Source organism: Stutzerimonas zhaodongensis (assembly GCF_003696365.1).
In the GTDB taxonomy this organism is placed as follows: Bacteria; Pseudomonadota; Gammaproteobacteria; order Pseudomonadales; family Pseudomonadaceae; genus Stutzerimonas; species Stutzerimonas zhaodongensis.
Map to the genome: position 1 here is coordinate 123,020 of NZ_RFFM01000002.1, position 18,998 is coordinate 142,017.

The window sequence follows — 18,998 nt, forward strand, 5'->3', positions numbered from 1 at the left end:
CTTAGCGCCAGGAGCGTACGTCTGCTAGTGGCCATAAATTGGCCTAATGGCACACGCAGGGTCGCAGATGTCCGCATTCACCTCATTGAGGATGAGAGATGGCTAAGCGGTAGGCACTGTTCCCCCGTCGATCACAAACTCGCCGCCGGTGATGGAAGCGGCCCGAGGTGAAGCAAGGAAACCAATCAGGTCGGCAACTTCCGTCGGCGTCGAAGGGCGCCCGAGCGGGATACCGCCCAGTGTGCCCATGATGATCTGTTTCCCGCCCTCATAGTCAGTACCCGCTTGCTGCGCGAGTCGCTCGGCCAATGCGACTGAGGCTTCGGTTTCAACCCATCCCGGTGATACCCGGACGACCCGCACTCCCTTCGGCGATACCTCTTTCGACAAGCTCTTGCTGTAAGTCGAGAGGGCTGCCTTGGCCGCCGCGTAAGCGGTCGTGGCTTCCGGCAGAGGCAGCCGACTCTGGATCGACGTCACGTGAATGATGACGCCCTGCCCCCGCGCCAGCATATCCGGCAGCAAGGCGCGATCCAGCCGCACGGCCGGAAACAGATTCAGGTCGAGCTCGCGTTGCCACTGCTCGTCATCCAGAGCAGCGAAGCCTCCACCGGGGGCCGAAGAGCCACCCAGTACATGCACGATGATATCGACGCCTCCCAGTCGCGTTTTTGCTGCGGCCGCCAACGCTTCACAGCCTTCCCGGGTCGAGAGGTCTGCCGCGACCAAGAAGCCACCCGGCATTTCGAGGTCGGACTGCCGGGCCGAGGTCATCACATTTGCGCCCTGAGCCAGGAACAGGCCGACAACCGCGCGGCCGATGCCTTTGGTGCCTCCGGTCACGAGGACTCGCTTGCCACTCAATTCGAGGTTCAGCATGGGATGATCTCCAGCGAGAGGATTCGGCCGTTCTCCAGCCTGAACACTTGGTTCAGCTGGACCGGGCTACCAGGAAAATTACCGGTAAGCCGCGTGATGACAGACAGCCTGCCCTGCCCCTGCACCGCCTGAAGCGGTTCAACTGCAAAGGAGAAAGCCTGCCGAACCTCGTGCTGCCAGGCTACGATGGCCGGGAGGCCGTTATGGGTTTTGTTCTCATCGAACACTGTGGCGTCCGTGCAGAAGCAGTTGGCAAGCTGCGACAGGTCACCACCGTTGCTGATGTCAAAATACGTCTCGACGACGTCCGGAAGCTGAAGGCTCATATGCAACTCTCCTAGAGGGGTTTAAGAGCGATCTTGCGATTACGGTGACAATCAGCTCAATAGGGACAAAGGTTCATTACCAGTCCCTAAAATCAGGACAATCTCTTTGTCGGATGAATGCCAATGGCTTATCAAGCCTTCGTCGCCTGCGGGCAACCTGACCTGTTAAGGGGCGGGCTGAGTTGAGAAAGACGGGCCCAACGGTGCCGCCGAGGGCTTTACGGCGCTAAATTCCACAAGCGAGGTTGGATGTTCAGGACAGATCGCCCCGGCAGATCCCTGGCTACGATTGATGACCAAGGACCTGTCGCTCAAGCCCGTGAATCACTGGCGCGCTCAGTATGCATAGCGGTTTGCCCCTGGCCCGTCAGAGCCACAGGATCGCCCTTATGTCGGGGCGCCAAGATCAAGAGATCAAGCCCAGCGTCCACCCCTTCAGGGCTGCGGCCGCTCGGGTAGAACAATCCAGTTTCCGAAAGATGTTTTCTACGTGGGTGCGAACGGTGCTCGGGCTGATTTCCAGCAGCCGTGCCACCTGTTTGTTGCTAGCGCCACGGCTGATTTCCAAAAGCACGCGGCATTCGCGAGCGCTCAGTAGACCCACCGAATGATCGAACTGGCGCTGGTCGACAGCCGTTGGGTCAACCGCCCCATCAGCAGGGGCCCGGCCTGAGCCGCGGCTGACTTCAGTGCGTATCCCATTGGCTTCGAATCGCTGATGGCTCATTTGTTTTCGTCCTATGTTGGGTTCGCGACGATCTTGCTGCCCACCCAACAATTTGCTCAACTGGGACGGACCTAGATGAGTCATCCCAAAATCCAGGACAAATCATGTCAGACATTCGTCTTGGGCTCGGTGAGCTAGAGGCTGTTATCGCAGTGGCACGCAGGGCTTCGTTTCGACAGGCAGCCATCGATCTCGATGTCTCGACGACCGCGTTGAGCAACACCATCGCCAAAGTGGAAGCGAGCCTCGAGACGCGGCTTTTCAATCGAACCACACGCAGCGTGGCTGTCACCGAGGCGGGCCGGATCTTTCTGGAACAGGTGGGGCCGGCCCTGCAGGATGTACGGGGCGCTCTGGATGCGGTGCGATCGCATAACGCGGGCGCCTCGGGCACGCTGCGCATCAACGCTTTCGCCACTGCCGCACGGGCAACGCTGCTACCACTGCTGGTGGAGTTTCTGAAGCTTCATCCGAAGGTGCATGTAGACCTCGTCACCGAAGGCCGCCTGGTAGACATCGTCGCTGACGGTTTCGATTTCGGGGTACGTTCCGCAAGCCTCGTACCGAGCGACATGATCGTGATTTCGCTCAGCCAGCCCCGGCGCTACGCGGTTGTCGGTACGCCTGCTTATTTCGCCCGACATGGACGGCCTCGCACCCCACCCGACCTTCTCAACCATGCCTGTATCCGCATAAGGCTCCCTAATGGCGCCCTCTTTCCCTGGCATTTCGAACGAGATGATGAAGTTATAAAGCTTGATGTGGCCGGGCCGCTGACCCTCGATGAGGCCAGTGTGTCCAAGGCGGTCGTGCAACAAGGCTTGGGGCTCGGCTTTTTCATGGAGCAGGACGTTCAAGCGGAAATCGATTCCGGAGAGTTCGAGCGAGTGCTCGAAGACTGGACGCCGCCCCGAGATAACCTCTGCCTGTACTACCCGAACCGACGCAACCCCTCCGCCGCGTTCAAGGCATTCATAGCCCTGGTTCGCGCCAGCCAGAACGGCAAAGACGGACTCGCCTAATCCCAATCGCCCGTCCCAGCACGCCGTAGAGCGATCCATCTGCCACCGCCGTATCAGGCGATCAGCCCCAGCGTCAGCGCCTTCAAGGTGGCAGCGGCGCGGGTCGAGCATTCCAGTTTGCGAAAGATGCTCTCAACGTGCGTGCGGACCGTGCTTGGGCTGATGTCCAGCAGCCGCGCCACCTGCTTGTTGCTTGCGCCACGGCTGATCTCCAGCAGAATGCGGCACTCTCTCGCAGTGAGTATTGAAGGTTTCGGCTGATGAACCAGACGCTCGCCCCGTGCGGCTGCAATCACTGCTTCGCAGACATCGTTGTCGAACAGTCCGTTGCCGACGTCCTCTTTGAGCAGCCTGGCTGCCTCTGACTCGTCATAGGCGGACCGCCACGGCCTGGACCCTCTTAGCGCGACCCAGGCCACGGAAGTGGCGAACAGCCGATGCTCGGCACACAGCGCATCACCCATCACGCCTCGAAAATAGCCGCTGCCGTTGAGCCGTTCGTAAGCATGGGCTGCGATCGCTCCGGGCACGGCCAGTTCGCCGATAGGCCGCAGTGCCTGTTGCGTCCAGTACGGCACGAGGTGTACCCGCTCCGCGGCGCCGTAAGGCAACGCACCCGCGGTGTTCCATAGGTGATTGGAAACAGCCGCCCGGCCGAGGCCGTAAATGAGCGCTGCTTTTCCGATCGCGGTCAGCGTTGGCTCACTCAGGCCCGACAAGCGTGCCGCCTCTACGGCAACATGCGCCACCTGCCGGGAATGCCCCGCCAGCCAGGGAAGCTTCAGATCAATCACGTCCCCAACCAACGTCAGCGAAACGGAGCGCTCTGTCTCTGCATGAGGCGGTGGTTGCAAGAGCATTTCGAGATTCGCCAGCCATTCCTTGGCGTTTTCCACGAGCAATGACACGAGCGAGGTCGGATAGCGTCGATCCGACTGGTCGTGAATCCAGCGCAGCGCCGCGTCCAGGCCATGCGCCCGGCTGAGAATGTCCAGATCACCGGCAAGCACCACCTGATAGGCCACTTCCGGGATGTGCTCATGTGTCACGCCCAGCGGCCGACCAGTCCCGTCGTAGGTTTCGAATACGCGGCACAGACCCGCCTCTACAGCCTCACCAAGTTCGAGGGTCTTGGCGATCTCGCCAGACACCTCGCAGTGCACGACGGCAAGTGGAGTTGCCTGATGCACCGCGTTCATTTCTTCCTTGCCCAGGGTCAGGTCGAGCATCGCACGGCGGCCCTCGACGTCGTCGCCGAGCAGATCCGCGAACCCTTCGGCGTTGGCAGTGCAGCCGGACCAGCGCAACAAGGCGACCTGCTCCGCCACCTGCAGGTGCTCGCCATCGCCGTGCGCGGCTTGCGCCAGCATGCGTGCCAGGCTTGCAACGCGCCGGGAATGCCCGAGCGGTTGCCCCATGCTGAGGTCACCGACCTGGGCAATTGCCGTCAGTGCTCCGCTCAGAGAGATGTCCAGCTGCAGTGCGCTATCCATGAAAAGATGCTCCGGGGTCGGATAAATGACCGATGCCCGCGGCGCAGGCCAGTCAGCAGAATTTGAGCTCCCACATAGGAGTTCATCCAATGAAAACACTCAAATCGAAAGTCGCCACAGCTGCATTTGCCCTTGCAAGCACGTTCGCCGCGACCGGCAGCCAGGCGCAAGGTACAACGCCTTCGGTGGTGATCGTACACGGCGCATTCGCCGACGGCTCCGACTGGGCCAAGGTGGTGCCGCGGCTCCAGGCCGAAGGTGTTGCCGTGACGGTCGTGCAGAACCCACTGACCTCACTGGCCGATGATGTCGCAGCGACACGCCGCGCGTTGAACAACCAGCCCGGCAAGGTGGTTCTGGTCGGCCATTCCTGGGGCGGCACGGTGATTACCGAAGCCGGCAATGACGAGAAGGTCAGCGCGCTGGTGTATGTCGCCGCATTCGCACCGGAGGCCGGGCAAACCAGCGGCGAACAAGGCAAAGGGGCGCCCACGCCTCCTGGCATCAGCCAGATCAAGGCAGATGCCAACGGCTTCCTGTATCTGACGCCCGAAGGCATGGCCAAGGACTTCGCCCAGGATCTCCCGGCGGCGCAGACCGCTGTGATGACCGCGACCCAAGGCCCTATCCAGGCATCCGCCTTCGAGGACAAGACGACCGTCGCTGCCTGGAAGACCAAACCGTCCTGGTATTTGCTCGCCACCGAGGACCGGATGATCCACCCGGACGTCCAGCGCTCGGCCGCCAAGCGTATCGGCGCGACCCTGGCCGAGCTGCCCACCAGCCATGTTCCCCAGCAGTCGCAGCCAGATGCGGTAGCTGAGGTGATTCTCGAGGCGGTGCGCAGCGTAGGCGCGCAGTGATCACTGACGCGACTGATAACCCCTTGAACTGGAGCGGACGCATGGATCATCTGCGTGATCGAAACTATGACTACATCGTGTGCGGTGCGGGCACGGCGGGCTGCGTGGTCGCGGCCCGTCTCGCCGACCACGGCAACGCGCGGGTGTTGTTGCTTGAAGCCGGCGACGGGTACACCGGCCGCGAGGTGGTCGAGCCGGCGCAATGGCCGCTGAACCTCGGCTCCGAGCGCGACTGGGCGTTCGAGGGGCAACCCAATCCGCATCTCAACGGCCGTCGCCTTTCGCTCAGCATGGGCAAGGGCCTTGGCGGCGGGTCCAGCATCAATGTGATGGTCTGGGCGCGCGGGCATCGGTCGGACTGGGATCATTTCGCGGCCGAGTCCGGCGACCCTGCGTGGGGCTACGACTCGGCCCTCAACTACTACCGCAGGATTGAGAACTGGCAAGGAAGCCCGGATGCGGGGCGGCGCGGATCAGGCGGCCCCGTGCATGTCGAGCAGCCGGCCTCGCCGCAGCCTCTCGCCTGGGCAACGCTGGAGGCGGCCAGCCGTCTGGGCATACCCCGGTACGACAGCGCCAATGGCGAGATGATGGAGGGACCCGGCGGGGTCGCGCTCACCGATCTGCGCATCAAGGATGGCAAGCGCGAATCCGTGTATGACTCCTACATCCGACCGCGGCTGCATTACCCCAATCTGACGGTCCTGACCGGCGCATTGGTGGCTCGCGTGTTGCTGAGCGGCACACGGGCAATCGGCGTTGAAGTGGTGATCGATGGCGAACGGCACAGCTTCTGTGCCGACGCCGAAGTCATCCTGTCCATGGGCGCGATAAACACGCCGAAGGTGCTCATGCAATCGGGCATCGGCCCGGAAGATGAGCTGCGCACTCACGGTATTTTCCCGATCCATCACCTTCCCGGGGTGGGTCAGAACCTCCAGGACCATATCGCCTTTGGCTGTACCTGGGAGTACATGCAACCTCAGCAAGTCGGCGCCGGCGGATGTGAAACCAAGCTGTACTGGAAAAGCGACAGTCGCCTGGACGCCCCAGACCTGCTGCACTGCCAGCTTGAGTTCGCGGTGCCCTCTCCCGCAGAAGTCGACATCCAGCCGCCGCAACATGGCTGGACGATGTTTGCAGGCCTCGCCAGACCCGCCAGCCGAGGGCAAGTACGCCTGTCGGGTGCCGGTCCGCTGGACGCCCCGCTCATCGAGCCGAACTCGCTGAGTGCCCCCGAGGATATGGCCGCGGCGTTCGCATCGGTCGACCTGTGCCGAGCGCTCGGCAACAGCGAAGCCTTCAAAGGGCTGATCAAGCGCGAGGTCGCACCCGGGCCGAAAGAACACCGCGCGATGCAGCAGTTCATTCGCAATTCGGCCGTAACCTACTGGCACCAGTCCTGCACCGCGAAAATGGGCCGGGATGAGATGTCGGTGGTGGACCATCAGCTGCGCGTGTATGGCATCGAGCAGCTTCGGATCGCCGATGCCTCGATCATGCCGCGCATCACCCTCGGCAATACCATGGCGCCGTGCGTGGTCATCGGCGAACGCGCGGCGGACCTTATCCTCGCGGCGCAGGGTGTTACTGCTACAGCCACAGCACCGAACGAGTAACCCGATGAGAATATTGATAGTGGGCGGCGGTATCGCCGGCCTCGCCATGGCCAGGGCGCTGGAGCTGCAAGGGTTCAGCCCCGATCTGATCGAACGCAGGGCCGGTGCGCCACAAGGCGGGACCGGGCTCTACCTGCCAGGCAATGCCGCAAGAGCCTTGCAGGCCTTGGGACTGCTGGACTCGATTGCGGCGGTCGCCATGCCGATCGCGACCCAGCGCATCCTTGATAGCGGAGGCAAACCCCTCAGCGTCACGCAGACCGCGGATGTCTGGTCGCGTTGCGGTCCGTGCCTGGCGCTGCCCCGTACAGTTCTGCACACCATACTGCTTGACTCGCTACGTGGAACAGACGTGCGCTTCGACACCTCGATCACAGGTGTCGAGCAGCTTGGTACGAGATGTCTGGCGACTTTTTCCGACGGCACCACAAGCGAGTACGACCTCGTCATAGGCGCGGATGGCATCAACTCCTATATTCGGCAAAGCTTGTTCCCTGACGTCAGGCCCTCTTACACCGGCAATGTGTGCTGGCGCTTCATTACCAAAGACATCGTCGGGGTCGAGGGTTGGACCGTAATGCTCGGAGACGGGATGAGTTTGCTGGCCATTCCGATAGGCGCCGGCCAGGTCTACGTCTATGCAGACATGGCGGTAAGCGAGCAGCAGGCTCAGCGATACCTGACCGACCTTCCACACAGCACCTTACTGGCCAACTTCTCGGCCCCCTTATCTCCACTCATCACCCAAGGGCCGACCGACGCTCAGGTTCACGTTTGCCGGATCGAGCAAGTGCTCATGGAGGAATGGGTAAAGGGAAACGTGGTACTGATTGGCGATGCGGCACACGCCTCCTCCCCAAGCATGGCAGAAGGAGCGGCGATGGCGATGGAAGATGCACTGGTACTGGCCGAAACGCTTGGCACAGCCTCGAAGATCAGCGATGCGCTCGCCGAATACACGCGCCGACGCAAACCACGCGTCGATTGGGTCCAGAAGCAATGCGCTACACGGGACAGGATGCGTGGGCTGCCCGGCTGGGCACGTGTCCCGCTGCTTAAATTCGCCGGCAACGCGTTGTACAAGCGAAGCTATCTACCCTTAACGGAACCGACATGACCCGCAGCTGGACGCTATCTCGACGTATTGCAGTTACACTCCTCACCTTGTCGGCGCTATGTGCTGCACTGCTGCTAGGCGCTAACTACTGGGCGACGCCCACGGTCGTCGTTCGAAACCAATCGGGCGTCACCGTGCAGGTTGAAGCTCAATGGAGCGCCAATCGCAAACAGCTTCCTGCCATCGCGCCGGGCGCAAGGCGAACGTTCAAAGTAACCGGCGAGTCGTCGATAGTATTTGCGGTGACTTACCCGGACGGACGACAGCTGACCAGTAGGCCGATGTATTTCACTGCCTTCACAACTGTCACCGCTGTCATCACTGACGGCCTGGTGGAGGTTGATGCGAAGTTCTGATGAAGCAGCTTCTGGCCCTGCCAGCGAAAATCTTGGATGGAAAGCGTACGGGAACAGTTGCCGCAGCTCATGAGAGGTTCGGTTGTCACCTCTATGGTCACGACGATGGGAATCGGCCCGCTGGGGGGCGTGGTGGTCCCGATAGCTGTTCGGGGCCTACTGCTGAAGCCCCGTAGCCTTCGGTCGATGCACCTACGGCAACGACGCGTTGAACTGGATTCGCTGGCCCGGCACCAGGCGATCGCTTTCTATGCTGACCTGCAGCGCCGCCCGCGCATGCGGGCCAATACATGCCTCGGCGGTCCGTTCCGCGCCGGGCAGCAACCCCTTCAACGAAGTGCTCATGCGTTGGCCATCCGCTGCCGGCCAGGCGTCGTAATAGATCGGCGCCACGCCTTCGTTGCGCACCGTCAGTCGCACGCAGTCGCCATTGCTGGAGAGCGCCGTGATTCGGAACCTGTAGCCGGTTGCCATCGATGCCTCGCGAATCCGCCAACGCGGCTGATAGCCGGGCTGATCGTTTCCGATCATGTAGCTGATGTGATATTGCGCCGCGAACGATTCGAAGCTCCTTCCCCAGGGACCGTTGGGCGCCAGCACATGCTTCTGGTCGTAATCGCTGTAGTAGTTGAATTCGCCGCCCGCCGGGCTGTGGCTATAACGCGTGCTGCCGAAGAACAGCCACGAGGCGCGGTTGTATTCCTGATTGCTCTGCGAATGTGTCTCGTGCATGAAGGAATCGTCGAACAGGCCGAATTGCAGCTGCCGTAGGGCCGATACCGCCGAGAACGGCGTATACGTGGCGCTAGCAGCATCTATCGACAGCGACCACGGCGTTTTTACGAATGTGTTGCCCAGGTGCGCGAGAAACTGCTGCTGGAAGGCTTTCGACGGAAACGTAGTGCCTAGCTTCAACGGACCGTCCCAGAGGTGGTACTCGGCATAGGAGCCGAAGCCGACCTGCACGAAGCCAAGACGTGAATCGCGGTCGTAACGCTGAGCAAAGCGGCTGTAGAACTCGAGGATGAACGCCTGTAGCGTGGCCGAACGCCAGTCCGGCACGAAGGTGCGCTGGCCTTCTATGTTGTGGTAACTCAGCGCGTGATCGGGCGCGCCTGCGACCTGGGCAGGAATTGAAACCTTGGTATGCCCAGGATAGGTATCGTGAAAGCGCAGAATCATCTGGTGACCGCGCCCTGCCGAGGACGCCAGCGCTGCATCGACCCGTGACCAGTCATAGACGCCAGAATCGGTGACGACATCGCTGTACTTGAAGTAGGCGAACTCCAGCTGCACGTCTTCGCCGAGCGCGGCGAGGCCACTGGTGTTGTCGTTCCACAACACGATGCCGGTCATAGGTTGCACCCGGTCGATCGAAGCATGCAGCGGTACCGGAACATAGTCCGCGACACGCGGGCGTTTTGCCGCTTCGGCCTGCGATGCGCTCGCGACCGTTAGCAGCGCAGCGGTGATGAACCCGTGCAGCAGGGGACGGCATATCTGCATGACATATCTTCTGTAATTGATGCGGAGCCAAAGTCTAGTCACCAAGCGTCCATGACGGTAGAAGATTGAGGTGACAGATTTATTTATTGGGATGGATGGCCGCTTTTGCCCTAAAGCAGCCATAACGACCGGCCGCTATCGGCCAGAAGCTGCCACTGGCTTCGCTGCTCTGAAGCCCCCTACAGAACTCTCCTGCTATGCGGATCAGCACTCAATTTGCCAAGCTGTAATCCAATGGATTACATTTCATCTATGTAAGCAGCTCTGGAAAGGGACAAATGTTAAAAAAACAAAGTGAACTCTCTCTTCACATATCACCTGAAGATGTTAAGAGAATAAGAGAAAAAACAGAAATGACACAGAAGGACTTCAGTGAAACTTTTGGTGTCAATTTAAGCACCTTGAGGCATTGGGAGCGTGGCGACCGATCACCTTCCGGCGCATCTTTAATTCTCTTGAATCTAATCGACAAAGCTCCGAGGGAGATTTATTCCATTTTAGATGCGCATCCGGAGGAAAAAATGAATAATCCTGATGACAAACAAGCTCTAAAAGAGATTGTAATAGCCGGAGAGCTCCAAGATTTTTACAGTATGGCGAAAGCTAATCCAGAAAAAATAAAACAAATTATTCTTGCATTAATTACCGCAAATGGATTTCCTTACAAAAACGCCACAGAATCCAATGGTGTCATTGAGTTCTACGCGGGACACGAACAGTCTGCGCTAAACCTAATCCTAACTTTCGACGCCCGCAGCTTGATTTTAAGCGGATCACTCAGCAAGACAATTGAGAAGACATATCTCGTTATCGACGCTATTGAAAACGAGCTTAGTAGCGCAATGTATCTTCCGCATGAAATGAGGCAGGCACGCATAAATTCCGTAATTAACCGCATAGGCATTGACGCTTCATTCTACTCTACAATTCTGAGGAACTGGTGAACCATGCGCGGCAAATTGATAACCATCGAGGGCATTGATGGCAGTGGAAAAGGCACTCAAGCCAAAATGCTTTTAGAAAAGCTTCTTGAAAGGTCTATACCCGCAAAATTGTACAGCTTCCCCAACTATGACGAAACTTTTTTCGGCAAGGAAGTTGGCGCATTTCTTCGCGGAGAGTTCGGCTCAATCGAATCAGTAAATCCTAAGCTAGCATCCATCTTATTTGCCGGTGACAGATTTGAGAAAAAACACGAAATTGAGTCTGACCTCAGTAATGGGGTAATCGTCATTTGCGACAGATATGTAGATTCAAATATAGCGCATCAGTGCGCGAAATTATCACTAGATAAGCGTCAAGAGTTCTGTGACTGGTTAGAGAGCCTAGAATACAAAGTATTTGGGATGCCGAAACCCGATATTGTGTTTCTACTAGACGTACCTTTGAGTATCTCAAGAGAGATGGTGCTGAAGAAAAATAAAAGAAGCTACACTGATGCGAAGGAAGATATCCATGAGTCGGCTCACGGGTACCTAGAAGAAGTTTTTTCCATGTACCTTCAGCTTGGTAAATGCAGACTATGGCAAAAAATAGAATGCACCACAAACTCCCATATTCGTGGCGCCGCTGAGATAAATGAGAGCATAGTTAATTTCGTAATAAATCAAGGTAGATAACGAGTGCTTAACGATATTCTAGAAAAATCATACCCTAGAAGAGCTTTCTTTATTACGGTAGCAGCTCTTCTCGGAATATTAGTACTTATTAGATACATTATCCTTCCAGAATTGGAGCCCACCGTCAAAACAGGTTTGGTGATTTTCTTAGCAAATATCTCTGACGGCATTATTGTCTCAATGCTTGTGACAATATTCATAGGCGTTTTCCTTTTCTTTCTTACACCTGAAGCCGTCAAGAAATCACGCATTGAAATAACCGAACCCCGCAACTTACCTGAATTATTTGAAAAGGCTTTTCCTGTTGCAGAGTTATGGTGGTACAAGGGCGGCTGTGGCAGATACTTTCGGACAAAAACACTGCCAGCAATGGCATGCTGGGCTAGAAGGACTAGCCTTTCGCGAGAGGTAAGAGTCGTAATTCTTGATCCATTGAATACAGCGCTTTGCGAAGCGCACGCCACCTATCGAAGAAGCACGGCTTCAGCCGGGCTGGACGAACACACTTGGGATTTAAACAAGGTTCGGCACGAACTATACGCCACAATAGTTACTGTATTAATAACGCAGTCAAATGAGCCTAGGCTTCGTATCAATCTTAGCTTAGCCTCTCATTATTCCGCGTTCCGAATCGATCTTTCTAGCACAAGCGCAATCATCACTAAAGAGGACAGAAAAGCGCCGGCAATAATTTGCCATCCAGAAAACTATTATTACAAATCATACAAAGAAGAAATTATTCTAAGCGAAAGCCAAAGTAGACACGTCCCTCCGCTGGCTCACGGAAGCTATGACCTGAATTATCTAGATAAAAGCTCGGTTGAAAAAATACTGAGCGACTCAAAACTAATCTATCAAGGAATGAGCGAGGAGGATTTTGATAAAATCGCCATAACTTGCAGGGAAAAATTAAATCCATATGAGTGAAATATTTCAGCGCATTTACAACGGAATTTTAGAAGGCCGAGATGTATCCGATATTGCACGTAATGCGATATTTCTACTCGCAAGCGACACTAATACATTTTCCCCAACGTGGCATGCGCTAGGTTTCGTCCACTGCAAGTTACTTCAGATAGATCAAGGTACGCTACGGATCCACATTTGGCCCAAGAAACTTAGAAATGATTCCGAGCAAAAGTACAAAATTCATGACCATATATTTAGTCTGAAAAGCTTCGTAATTTGCGGAGAGATTACAAATAAAACTTACCAGCTAATAGCAAGCAGCGATACTGGCGAACCTAATTACTCGTTATTTCATGTGGAGTACCTTGATTCAGGCTCCCGACTATGCCCTGGCGAAGAGGGCTTTCTCCCAAGCTTAATTGATGAGGAGGTAGTACCAAGGACAAAAATATACCATGTGGAAAGAGGTGTTTTTCATGAATCAGCTGTATCGGAAAATAAGCTTGTAGCCACCTTGGTCGCCACTTATAACCACTGCACTGGAATGCCTAAAATGCTAGGAGCGTTCAATAGTCAGGGCGATATATTTAGGGAGAAAATCAATTTCCCAAACCACAAATGGCGGGAGCTCCTAGTCACAGTGCTTCACGAAATGACCACTGATTTAAATCGTACCTGATTTTATACGCTTGATGACCGCTAATGGCCGATTCTTGCCAGTCGCTTGAGTAAACGCAGACAGGCCTGTTCATGGGCGCGCCTGCTCGTCCCATAGCCTGTCTTAGCCGACCACCGCGTGGAACGTGCGCCGATACTCCGAAGGCGTGGTGCTCAGCTCGCAGTGAACTGCTGGCGCAGCGACAGCGTGGTGCCGAAGCGGAGCTGCGAGGCGACGCATCCGATGGGCATCTCCGTCGTTTCAGCAGCTGCTGAGCCCTTGCCACCCGCTCGTCATTGAGCCAATTTTAAAAGAGGTGCCGATTGCCTCCCGGAATCGCCAGGTGAAGGATCGCCGGCTCATGGGCGACCACGGCAAGGGCATCCAGCGACAACGCCTTCTGCAAATGCTCTCGCGCCCATGTCATTACTTCAGGTAACCGGCTCTCGCTCGGCAACTGAGGCACCGGCTGTTCGATGTACTGGGCCTGCGCGACCTGACGACGCGGGGCATAACCAGCAACCGCGCAATCCGTTTAGCGACATCCGCACCGTGGCGCTGAGTAAGCAAATGCAGGCAGCAGTCGATGGGCGCCACCGTCCCGTTACACAGGATGATATTGGTCGATCGGATCGGCGGTCGGCGGTCTGTAGAGTGAACACATTCATCCAGCAGAACGGTACGGGCACTGTGGCGATCATAGTCTAATGATCTGATGTTTCATCCCGTGCGCTCGCGGTTTGCTAATTGCGAGCCACGCCCCTGCCGCAGGGTTTTGCGTAGTTTGTGGTGCTGCCCAGCGTCCAACCTCCAAGGAGCTAACGCGTATGTTCACTCGCAAACCCCTCATTGCCTCCATCTTGCTCGCATTGAGCTTCAATGCTGCTGCTGAGAATTCGGTTGATCAGAGGCAGACCGGCAACAACAACCAAGTGTTCGCCGAGCAGGCCGACGGCGATAACAACCAGATCGTGCAGTCTCAGGAAGGCGATCTACTGACTTCGACGGTAATCCAGTCCGGCGATGCGAACCTGGCCGAGACTGTTCAATTGGGCCAGGACCACAATGCCCTGATCGATCAGGATGGCGTTGGCAACAGAAGTAGCGTCTATCAAGAAGGCTCTGCTCATAACGCCACCATTACCCAAGTAGGCAATGACAACCAGTCGGACGTCTGGCAGGAGGGGCTGAGCGGCGCTATTTCTTATCAGGAGGGTGTTGGTAACTCCCATATGATCGAGCAAACGTCCTGGGGCAACACAGCCAACGTCTCATCGGTAGGCGCTGAGAACAGCACCATGGTCACTCAGATGGGTGCAGGCGACATGACCAGCGAGCAGACCGGCAATGGCAACGTATTGTCTGTCCTGCAAGACACGCTGTACTACGGCGGCATCGCGGATGTCGTTCAAGCGGGTAATAGCAATAACGCTGATATCCATCAGCATTCCGCCACGCGCTACAACACAGGCCTTGTTCAGTTGAAGCAGCAGGGAAATTCGAACACCGCTCAGCTTTCCCAAAGCGGCGGTGACAATCTCATCGATTTCTTGCAGAACGGCAACGGCAATGACGTCGTGGTCAACCAACGCGGTCGTGGCGTCTCCGTAACGGGTGTATCGATCGGCGACTCAAATTCGGTTGATGTCACTCAGGGCTCTGAGCTGAATACGGTTGACGTCAACCAGAACGGCTCTGAAAACCAGATCACCGTCATGCAGGAAGCCTACAGCAGCCTGAGTGCCAGTCAGATTGGCGATGGCAACCAGATCGCCGTCACGCAAGGCGAAGCAATGTCGTTCTCGGAGTTAAGTGCGACCGTCATGCAGGTTGGCACCAATAACATCGCAACCGTTATCCAGCAGTAATCATCGTGCACCGCCGCTGCGGCGGCGGTGCGTTGCTCGTGAAGCTGACGCGGCTCGCCTAAAGTACTGCCCTTTTCTGATTCAACACGAATATGACCCGTTAAGCCTATCGCCTCGAAATCGGCGCCGCAGTGGCGGCTGTCGATAAGTCAGCTAACTCTACCAACGAGCACGCTCGGAATGGTCATCGGCTAACCCAGGGACCACTCGCGTAGCCCTGAAGCACTCACCCAGCACGTTCGACTTCGATACCTTGAGCGCGCATTTGCGCCAATGCGTCATCTGGCGCGTCGGCTTCTGTGATGAGAAGGTGGATGCCGACCGCCGGCGTGACCACGAAATTCTCAACCGTTCCCAGCTTGTCTGCCGCCACGGCTGCGATGACCTGTCCGGAGTGCTGGATCATGGTGCGCTTGGTTGCGACTTCCTCGAAATTCGAAACGGTGATACCTACCTCCGAATGCAGGCCGCAGATGCCCAGAAAGCAGAGATCGGCATGAACCCCCTGCAACATCGCAACCGCCTGAGGACCGGTAATTGCCATGGCGTGAGGAGACAGCTCACCCCCTACGAGGATCACCCGGACACGCTCGAAGCGGCCCAGCGCAATAGCGACTTCGGGTGAGTTGGTAATGGCTGTAATGTTGATGTCCAGGGGCAAGGCACGCGCGATGTGCAGCGTCGTGGTGCCGGAGTCGAACAACACCACCTGGCCGTCGCGCACATGAGCGGCAGCTCGTCGGGCAAGCGCCTGCTTGATAGCGCCCGGTTGCTGCGCTCGGGTCAGGTAGTCCTTACCCGAGTCACTTGAGCGAGGGAGCGCCCCCCCGTGCACGCGATGCAACAGGTCGGCGCTGGCCAATTCGTTGAGATCGCGGCGAATCGTGTCTTCCGAAACACCGAACCGATGACTCAGTTCGGACGCCATGACCCGTCCATCGCGCTCCAGCAAGAGCAGGATCTTCTGACGTCGGAGCGAAGGAAGCGTGCTGGTTTCTGCTGGTATCTGCATGATGATGCCCGCTTGAAGGATGCTAGCATGCTAGTGCGCTGGCGGGCCTTGAACAAGGGGCGGACTCCGATGTGATGGTACGCTCGACCTACTCCTGGATCCCGGCATCAAGCTATTGGGCCTGAGTCTCCGCCGTAGCGCTGCCAATGCAGGAAAGCTGGAATGACAGCCCTGGCTCCATCCGCTTAACAGTCAGCGTCCAACCATGAGCGGTAGTGATCTCCTGGCAGATGGACAAGCCAAGCCCTGCACCATGATCGCGGCGATGAGCGCCGCGCCAGAATCGGGTGAACAGGTGCTCCAGTTGCTGCTCTTCGATTCCTGGCCCCCAATCACGTAACGTCAAGGTACTGGTGCCGAGTCCAATATGGATCTCGCTATCACGCGGCGCATGCTGGATCGCGTTCTCCAGCAGATTCTTGAGCAATGTGAAAAGCGCACCGCGATCAGCCAGCCAGCGCGCATCGCTATCGCCGGTTACCACCAACCTCACCTCCGCGTTGTCGGCCATTCGCTGGAGGTAACTGACGGCCTCGGTCACCACGTCTCGAATGTTCACATCGGCGAAACGGTAGCTCTGTATCTCGCTCGCTTCGGCCAGGTGCAGCAGCTGGTGTACCTGGCGCGTCATGTGTTCCACGTCGTTGAGCAACGATCTGCGCTCATGACCATCGTCCATCAACTCGATCTGCGCGCGGATCAGCGCGAGCGGTGTCTTCAGCTCGTGGGCGGCCGTTGCGAGAAATTCCTGCTGGACGCGGTATCCGTGCTCCAGCCGTTCCAGCACGTTATTGAAGCTTACGACCAGAGGCGCGATTTCACGCGGGATGGCATCCGTCTGCAGCCGCGCGTGAAGCGAACGGGGTGAAATCTCGGCGGCCGAATTCGAAACGTTTCGCAGCGGCCTGAAGGTGTACTTCAACGTCACATAGACACTGAAACCGAAGACCAATAGCAGCACCAGACTGAATAGCGTTATGCCGAGCCCAGTGAACGGCAAGGTAAAAGCCCGATAGACCAGATGCAGAAAGCGGGTACTGGCGGTGAACTGCAGATACCAGGTCTGCCCCTCGTGCTGCACAGGCTCGGTGGCACCGTGCATGGTCACACCCCTCTGCTGAAACTCGAAGCTCCCGCGCTTGGGCGGTTCACCAGAGGCACTGTCCGGCCAGATGACTTCGCTTCCCGGCGAGGACAGAACCACCCTCCCCGCCGCGTCCAGCACGCGATAAGCCGTCTCGCGCTTCAGGCTTTCGAAAATCCAGTCAACGTCGAAGTCCGTGATATCGAGCCCCACCGGTTTGCCGCTGCTGTCAAACAGCAGGTCGTCGGCCATGTCTCTGGTGGTATCGGCGACCTCGGCTCCCGATATCACTCCACGTTGCGAAGTCGTAAGGGAAAAGACGGCCAGCACCAGCAGCGCTGTGGTCAGGGTCGCGCACGCGACATAAGCAAGCATCACCCTTGCGGCAAGGCTATTGAGGCGCATCTTGCTCATGAAGCGCATAACCATGCCCCCTGACGTTGACGATCTTTTGTTTTGAGCCGATGACGAGCAGCTTGCGTCGAATGCGATGCAAGGCAACGTCCAGCGCGTTCGGCGTGACCGCTTCACTCAGCCCCCAGGCTGCTGACTCCAGCGCGGTGCGTCGTACCACGTCCGGCCCGGAGCGTAAGAACAACACCATCATCTGCATCTCTGCCGGTGACAGGGGAGCACTCTTATCGCCGCACCAGAGCACGCCAGTGTCGGTCCGCAGAGTGAGATCGCCATAACTGGGATCCAGAGCACTGAGCACAATAGGCCGACGCAGGAGCGCGCGCACTCGCGCGACCATTTCGTCCATGGCAAAGGGCTTGGGCAGGTAATCGTCTGCCCCGGCGTCCAGGCCTTCGACGCGGTCATGCAGCGCGTCGCGGGCAGTCAGGACGAGGCAAGGCAGGCCGAGGCCGGCTTTGCGCAGGCGTTGCAGAAGGATCAGGCCATCGCCATCCGGCAAACCCCGATCCAGGATCATCGCCTGGTAGGAAAGCCGTTGGATGGCCGCCCAAGCAGCATCCACCCTGCTGACCACATCGACCGCAACGCCCGCGGCTGCAAGCCCCTTGCATATCAGGCCGGCGAGGCGTTCGTGATCCTCGATCAGAAGAATGCGGCTCATCAGAAGCGGTACAGGTAACCGAAGCGCACGCTGTTTTCGGTGGAGCTATCCACCAGCGGGCTATCTTCGATTTCGCTTGCAAGACGTACGGCTTCCAGATCGAGAAACACCGAATGGTGTCGGTCGACCATGTAGCTTGTACGCACGCCAAATTCAGTATTGATACCGGACTTCCCTTGGTAGGTCGGGCGATCGAAGCGGGCTTCGTCGCTGCGAACGCCGAAATAGTAGTCGACGTATTCCTTGTCCTGCCAGACAGCCGCCAGCCGCGGAGTGAGGGTGATGTGCTCTCCCCACCGCCATGATCGTTCCAGCTCAACGGTCACGCGTTGACCGTCGCTCTTGCTGGATGCATCAGCAAGCCACTCGGCGGACACATCGAAAAGCTCGTGCTCCCACCTCACCACCGCCCCGGCCCAGAAACCACCATCACGGTCGTCCATGCCATCAAGGATTCTGGAGTCGCCCTCTTCATAACCGCTGGAGTCGTACTTGGCCACCAGATTGAATTCAAGCTCGTTCGACTCGCTGATCTGCAGACCCGGCAGCTTGATCTCGGCCCTTGGCCCAAATAGCTGCACATAGTCGTTCTCGAAATAGATCAGTGGTATCGCCTCGTTATCACGATCGATATCGGTATAGGCCTGTTGGCTACTGGCCAGGCCGATGCCCAGCCCCCAGGACGACGTCCCGCTTGCACGCTCTGTTTGAGCCGCGCTGGCAGTAAGGGACATCGTCAAACCGGCCACGAACACCGAAGCAGTCATGGCGTGCATGAGCGCACGGGATCTAGCGAGGACTGAGAGGTGGAAAGAACGCATGGGGCTCTCCAGAGCAAGGATGAAAGGCGCCCCGATCATTG

The 18,998-nt window shown here is 57.6% G+C and carries 18 protein-coding genes and 2 pseudogenes; 10 read left to right on the top strand and 10 right to left on the bottom strand.

The window, feature by feature from the left end; genetic code table 11:
* Positions 1–102: 102 nt before the first annotated feature.
* The 3 genes and pseudogenes from EA797_RS08875 to EA797_RS21885 all read right to left on the bottom strand — a co-directional run.
* Positions 103–879, bottom strand: coding sequence for an SDR family oxidoreductase (locus EA797_RS08875; RefSeq protein WP_122164863.1), 777 nt, complete (start codon positions 877–879; stop codon positions 103–105).
* Positions 873–1,205, bottom strand: a complete 333-nt coding sequence (locus tag EA797_RS08880) for a nuclear transport factor 2 family protein (protein ID WP_122164864.1) — start codon at positions 1,203–1,205, stop codon at positions 873–875. Before EA797_RS08880 ends, EA797_RS08875 begins: the two co-directional genes overlap by 7 nt.
* A 406-nt stretch (positions 1,206–1,611) precedes the next feature.
* Positions 1,612–1,803: pseudogene (locus EA797_RS21885) on the bottom strand (response regulator transcription factor); the annotation flags it as partial.
* 233 nt (positions 1,804–2,036) lie between these two features.
* Here EA797_RS21885 and EA797_RS08890 point away from each other — a divergent pair.
* Positions 2,037–2,954 carry a LysR family transcriptional regulator gene (locus EA797_RS08890; protein ID WP_122164866.1) on the top strand — a complete coding sequence of 306 codons (918 nt, stop codon included), beginning with the start codon at positions 2,037–2,039 and terminating at the stop codon, positions 2,952–2,954.
* Positions 2,955–3,007: 53 nt separating this feature from the next.
* On the opposite strand, the gene EA797_RS08895 is transcribed toward EA797_RS08890, so the two are convergent.
* Positions 3,008–4,447 (bottom strand): HD domain-containing phosphohydrolase, encoded by a 1,440-nt coding sequence (locus EA797_RS08895; RefSeq protein ID WP_122164867.1) that lies wholly within the window; start codon positions 4,445–4,447, stop codon positions 3,008–3,010.
* Positions 4,448–4,536: 89 nt separating this feature from the next.
* Here EA797_RS08895 and EA797_RS08900 point away from each other — a divergent pair, with 89 nt between their 5' ends.
* The 4 genes from EA797_RS08900 to EA797_RS08915 are packed head-to-tail and all read left to right on the top strand — an operon-like array spanning position 4,537 to position 8,402.
* Entirely contained in the window at positions 4,537–5,310 is a 774-nt protein-coding gene (locus tag EA797_RS08900) for an alpha/beta fold hydrolase (protein ID WP_122164868.1), read from the top strand.
* Positions 5,311–5,351: 41 nt separating this feature from the next.
* The gene (locus tag EA797_RS08905; protein WP_122164869.1) at positions 5,352–6,929 is read left to right on the top strand and encodes a GMC family oxidoreductase; all 1,578 of its coding nucleotides are present in this window, start codon (positions 5,352–5,354) and stop codon (positions 6,927–6,929) included.
* A 4-nt stretch (positions 6,930–6,933) separates the two neighbouring features.
* A complete protein-coding gene (locus EA797_RS08910) occupies positions 6,934–8,046 on the top strand; it encodes an FAD-dependent monooxygenase (protein WP_244214085.1) in 1,113 nt (370 codons plus the stop codon).
* Positions 8,043–8,402 (top strand): hypothetical protein, encoded by a 360-nt coding sequence (locus tag EA797_RS08915; RefSeq protein ID WP_122164870.1) that lies wholly within the window; start codon positions 8,043–8,045, stop codon positions 8,400–8,402. The genes EA797_RS08910 and EA797_RS08915 overlap by 4 nt, the downstream gene beginning before the upstream one ends.
* A gap of 192 nt (positions 8,403–8,594) precedes the next feature.
* Here EA797_RS08915 and EA797_RS08920 read toward each other — a convergent pair whose 3' ends face one another.
* Complete coding sequence (locus EA797_RS08920) at positions 8,595–9,908, bottom strand: DUF4832 domain-containing protein (protein WP_122164871.1); 1,314 nt, start codon at positions 9,906–9,908, stop codon at positions 8,595–8,597.
* 278 nt (positions 9,909–10,186) lie between these two features.
* Here EA797_RS08920 and EA797_RS08925 point away from each other — a divergent pair, with 278 nt between their 5' ends.
* Genes EA797_RS08925 through EA797_RS21690 form a run of 4 tightly spaced genes read left to right on the top strand, consistent with a single transcriptional unit; the run spans position 10,187 to position 13,115 of the window.
* Positions 10,187–10,852: a helix-turn-helix domain-containing protein gene (locus EA797_RS08925; RefSeq protein ID WP_122164872.1), complete on the top strand. Its 666-nt coding sequence runs from the start codon at positions 10,187–10,189 to the stop codon at positions 10,850–10,852.
* Between the two features lie 3 nt (positions 10,853–10,855).
* Positions 10,856–11,527: a dTMP kinase gene (gene tmk, locus EA797_RS08930; protein WP_122164873.1), complete on the top strand. Its 672-nt coding sequence runs from the start codon at positions 10,856–10,858 to the stop codon at positions 11,525–11,527.
* Positions 11,528–11,530: 3 nt separating this feature from the next.
* Complete coding sequence (locus EA797_RS21685) at positions 11,531–12,454, top strand: hypothetical protein (protein ID WP_147456811.1); 924 nt, start codon at positions 11,531–11,533, stop codon at positions 12,452–12,454.
* Complete coding sequence (locus EA797_RS21690; RefSeq protein WP_147456812.1) at positions 12,447–13,115, top strand: hypothetical protein; 669 nt, start codon at positions 12,447–12,449, stop codon at positions 13,113–13,115. Before EA797_RS21685 ends, EA797_RS21690 begins: the two co-directional genes overlap by 8 nt.
* 102 nt (positions 13,116–13,217) lie before the next feature.
* Here the strand turns inward: EA797_RS21690 and EA797_RS21995 are convergent.
* Positions 13,218–13,715, bottom strand: a pseudogene (locus tag EA797_RS21995) (GlxA family transcriptional regulator); the annotation flags it as partial.
* A 206-nt stretch (positions 13,716–13,921) separates the two neighbouring features.
* Between EA797_RS21995 and EA797_RS08940 the strand changes: the two are divergent.
* Positions 13,922–14,962: a hypothetical protein gene (locus EA797_RS08940; RefSeq protein WP_122164874.1), complete on the top strand. Its 1,041-nt coding sequence runs from the start codon at positions 13,922–13,924 to the stop codon at positions 14,960–14,962.
* Between the two features lie 226 nt (positions 14,963–15,188).
* Here EA797_RS08940 and EA797_RS08945 read toward each other — a convergent pair whose 3' ends face one another.
* From EA797_RS08945 to EA797_RS08960, 4 genes are all read right to left on the bottom strand, one after another.
* Positions 15,189–15,974, bottom strand: a complete 786-nt coding sequence (locus EA797_RS08945; RefSeq protein ID WP_122164875.1) for a DeoR/GlpR family DNA-binding transcription regulator — start codon at positions 15,972–15,974, stop codon at positions 15,189–15,191.
* A gap of 112 nt (positions 15,975–16,086) precedes the next feature.
* Positions 16,087–17,472, bottom strand: a complete 1,386-nt coding sequence (locus EA797_RS08950; protein WP_244214086.1) for a sensor histidine kinase — start codon at positions 17,470–17,472, stop codon at positions 16,087–16,089.
* Positions 17,450–18,136 (bottom strand): response regulator transcription factor, encoded by a 687-nt coding sequence (locus tag EA797_RS08955; RefSeq protein WP_122164877.1) that lies wholly within the window; start codon positions 18,134–18,136, stop codon positions 17,450–17,452. Before EA797_RS08955 ends, EA797_RS08950 begins: the two co-directional genes overlap by 23 nt.
* Positions 18,136–18,957: a MipA/OmpV family protein gene (locus tag EA797_RS08960; RefSeq protein ID WP_244214087.1), complete on the bottom strand. Its 822-nt coding sequence runs from the start codon at positions 18,955–18,957 to the stop codon at positions 18,136–18,138. Before EA797_RS08960 ends, EA797_RS08955 begins: the two co-directional genes overlap by 1 nt.
* Positions 18,958–18,998 lie beyond the last annotated feature (41 nt).

What these genes read in the sequence shown, in the direction of transcription:
- EA797_RS08900 (WP_122164868.1), top strand. Translation starts at nt 4,537, where the DNA reads ATGAAAACACTCAAATCGAAAGTCGCCACAGCTGCATTTGCCCTTGCA.
- EA797_RS08920 (WP_122164871.1), bottom strand. Translation starts at nt 9,908, where the DNA reads ATGCAGATATGCCGTCCCCTGCTGCACGGGTTCATCACCGCTGCGCTG.
- EA797_RS08880 (WP_122164864.1), bottom strand. Translation starts at nt 1,205, where the DNA reads ATGAGCCTTCAGCTTCCGGACGTCGTCGAGACGTATTTTGACATCAGC.
- EA797_RS08905 (WP_122164869.1), top strand. Translation starts at nt 5,352, where the DNA reads ATGGATCATCTGCGTGATCGAAACTATGACTACATCGTGTGCGGTGCG.
- EA797_RS08895 (WP_122164867.1), bottom strand. Translation starts at nt 4,447, where the DNA reads ATGGATAGCGCACTGCAGCTGGACATCTCTCTGAGCGGAGCACTGACG.
- EA797_RS08915 (WP_122164870.1), top strand. Translation starts at nt 8,043, where the DNA reads ATGACCCGCAGCTGGACGCTATCTCGACGTATTGCAGTTACACTCCTC.
- EA797_RS08890 (WP_122164866.1), top strand. Translation starts at nt 2,037, where the DNA reads ATGTCAGACATTCGTCTTGGGCTCGGTGAGCTAGAGGCTGTTATCGCA.
- EA797_RS08960 (WP_244214087.1), bottom strand. Translation starts at nt 18,957, where the DNA reads ATGCGTTCTTTCCACCTCTCAGTCCTCGCTAGATCCCGTGCGCTCATG.
- EA797_RS21690 (WP_147456812.1), top strand. Translation starts at nt 12,447, where the DNA reads ATGAGTGAAATATTTCAGCGCATTTACAACGGAATTTTAGAAGGCCGA.
- EA797_RS08925 (WP_122164872.1), top strand. Translation starts at nt 10,187, where the DNA reads ATGTTAAAAAAACAAAGTGAACTCTCTCTTCACATATCACCTGAAGAT.
- EA797_RS08950 (WP_244214086.1), bottom strand. Translation starts at nt 17,472, where the DNA reads ATGAGCAAGATGCGCCTCAATAGCCTTGCCGCAAGGGTGATGCTTGCT.
- EA797_RS08945 (WP_122164875.1), bottom strand. Translation starts at nt 15,974, where the DNA reads ATGCAGATACCAGCAGAAACCAGCACGCTTCCTTCGCTCCGACGTCAG.
- EA797_RS08940 (WP_122164874.1), top strand. Translation starts at nt 13,922, where the DNA reads ATGTTCACTCGCAAACCCCTCATTGCCTCCATCTTGCTCGCATTGAGC.
- EA797_RS08875 (WP_122164863.1), bottom strand. Translation starts at nt 879, where the DNA reads ATGCTGAACCTCGAATTGAGTGGCAAGCGAGTCCTCGTGACCGGAGGC.
- EA797_RS08955 (WP_122164877.1), bottom strand. Translation starts at nt 18,136, where the DNA reads ATGAGCCGCATTCTTCTGATCGAGGATCACGAACGCCTCGCCGGCCTG.
- tmk (WP_122164873.1), top strand. Translation starts at nt 10,856, where the DNA reads ATGCGCGGCAAATTGATAACCATCGAGGGCATTGATGGCAGTGGAAAA.
- EA797_RS08910 (WP_244214085.1), top strand. Translation starts at nt 6,934, where the DNA reads ATGAGAATATTGATAGTGGGCGGCGGTATCGCCGGCCTCGCCATGGCC.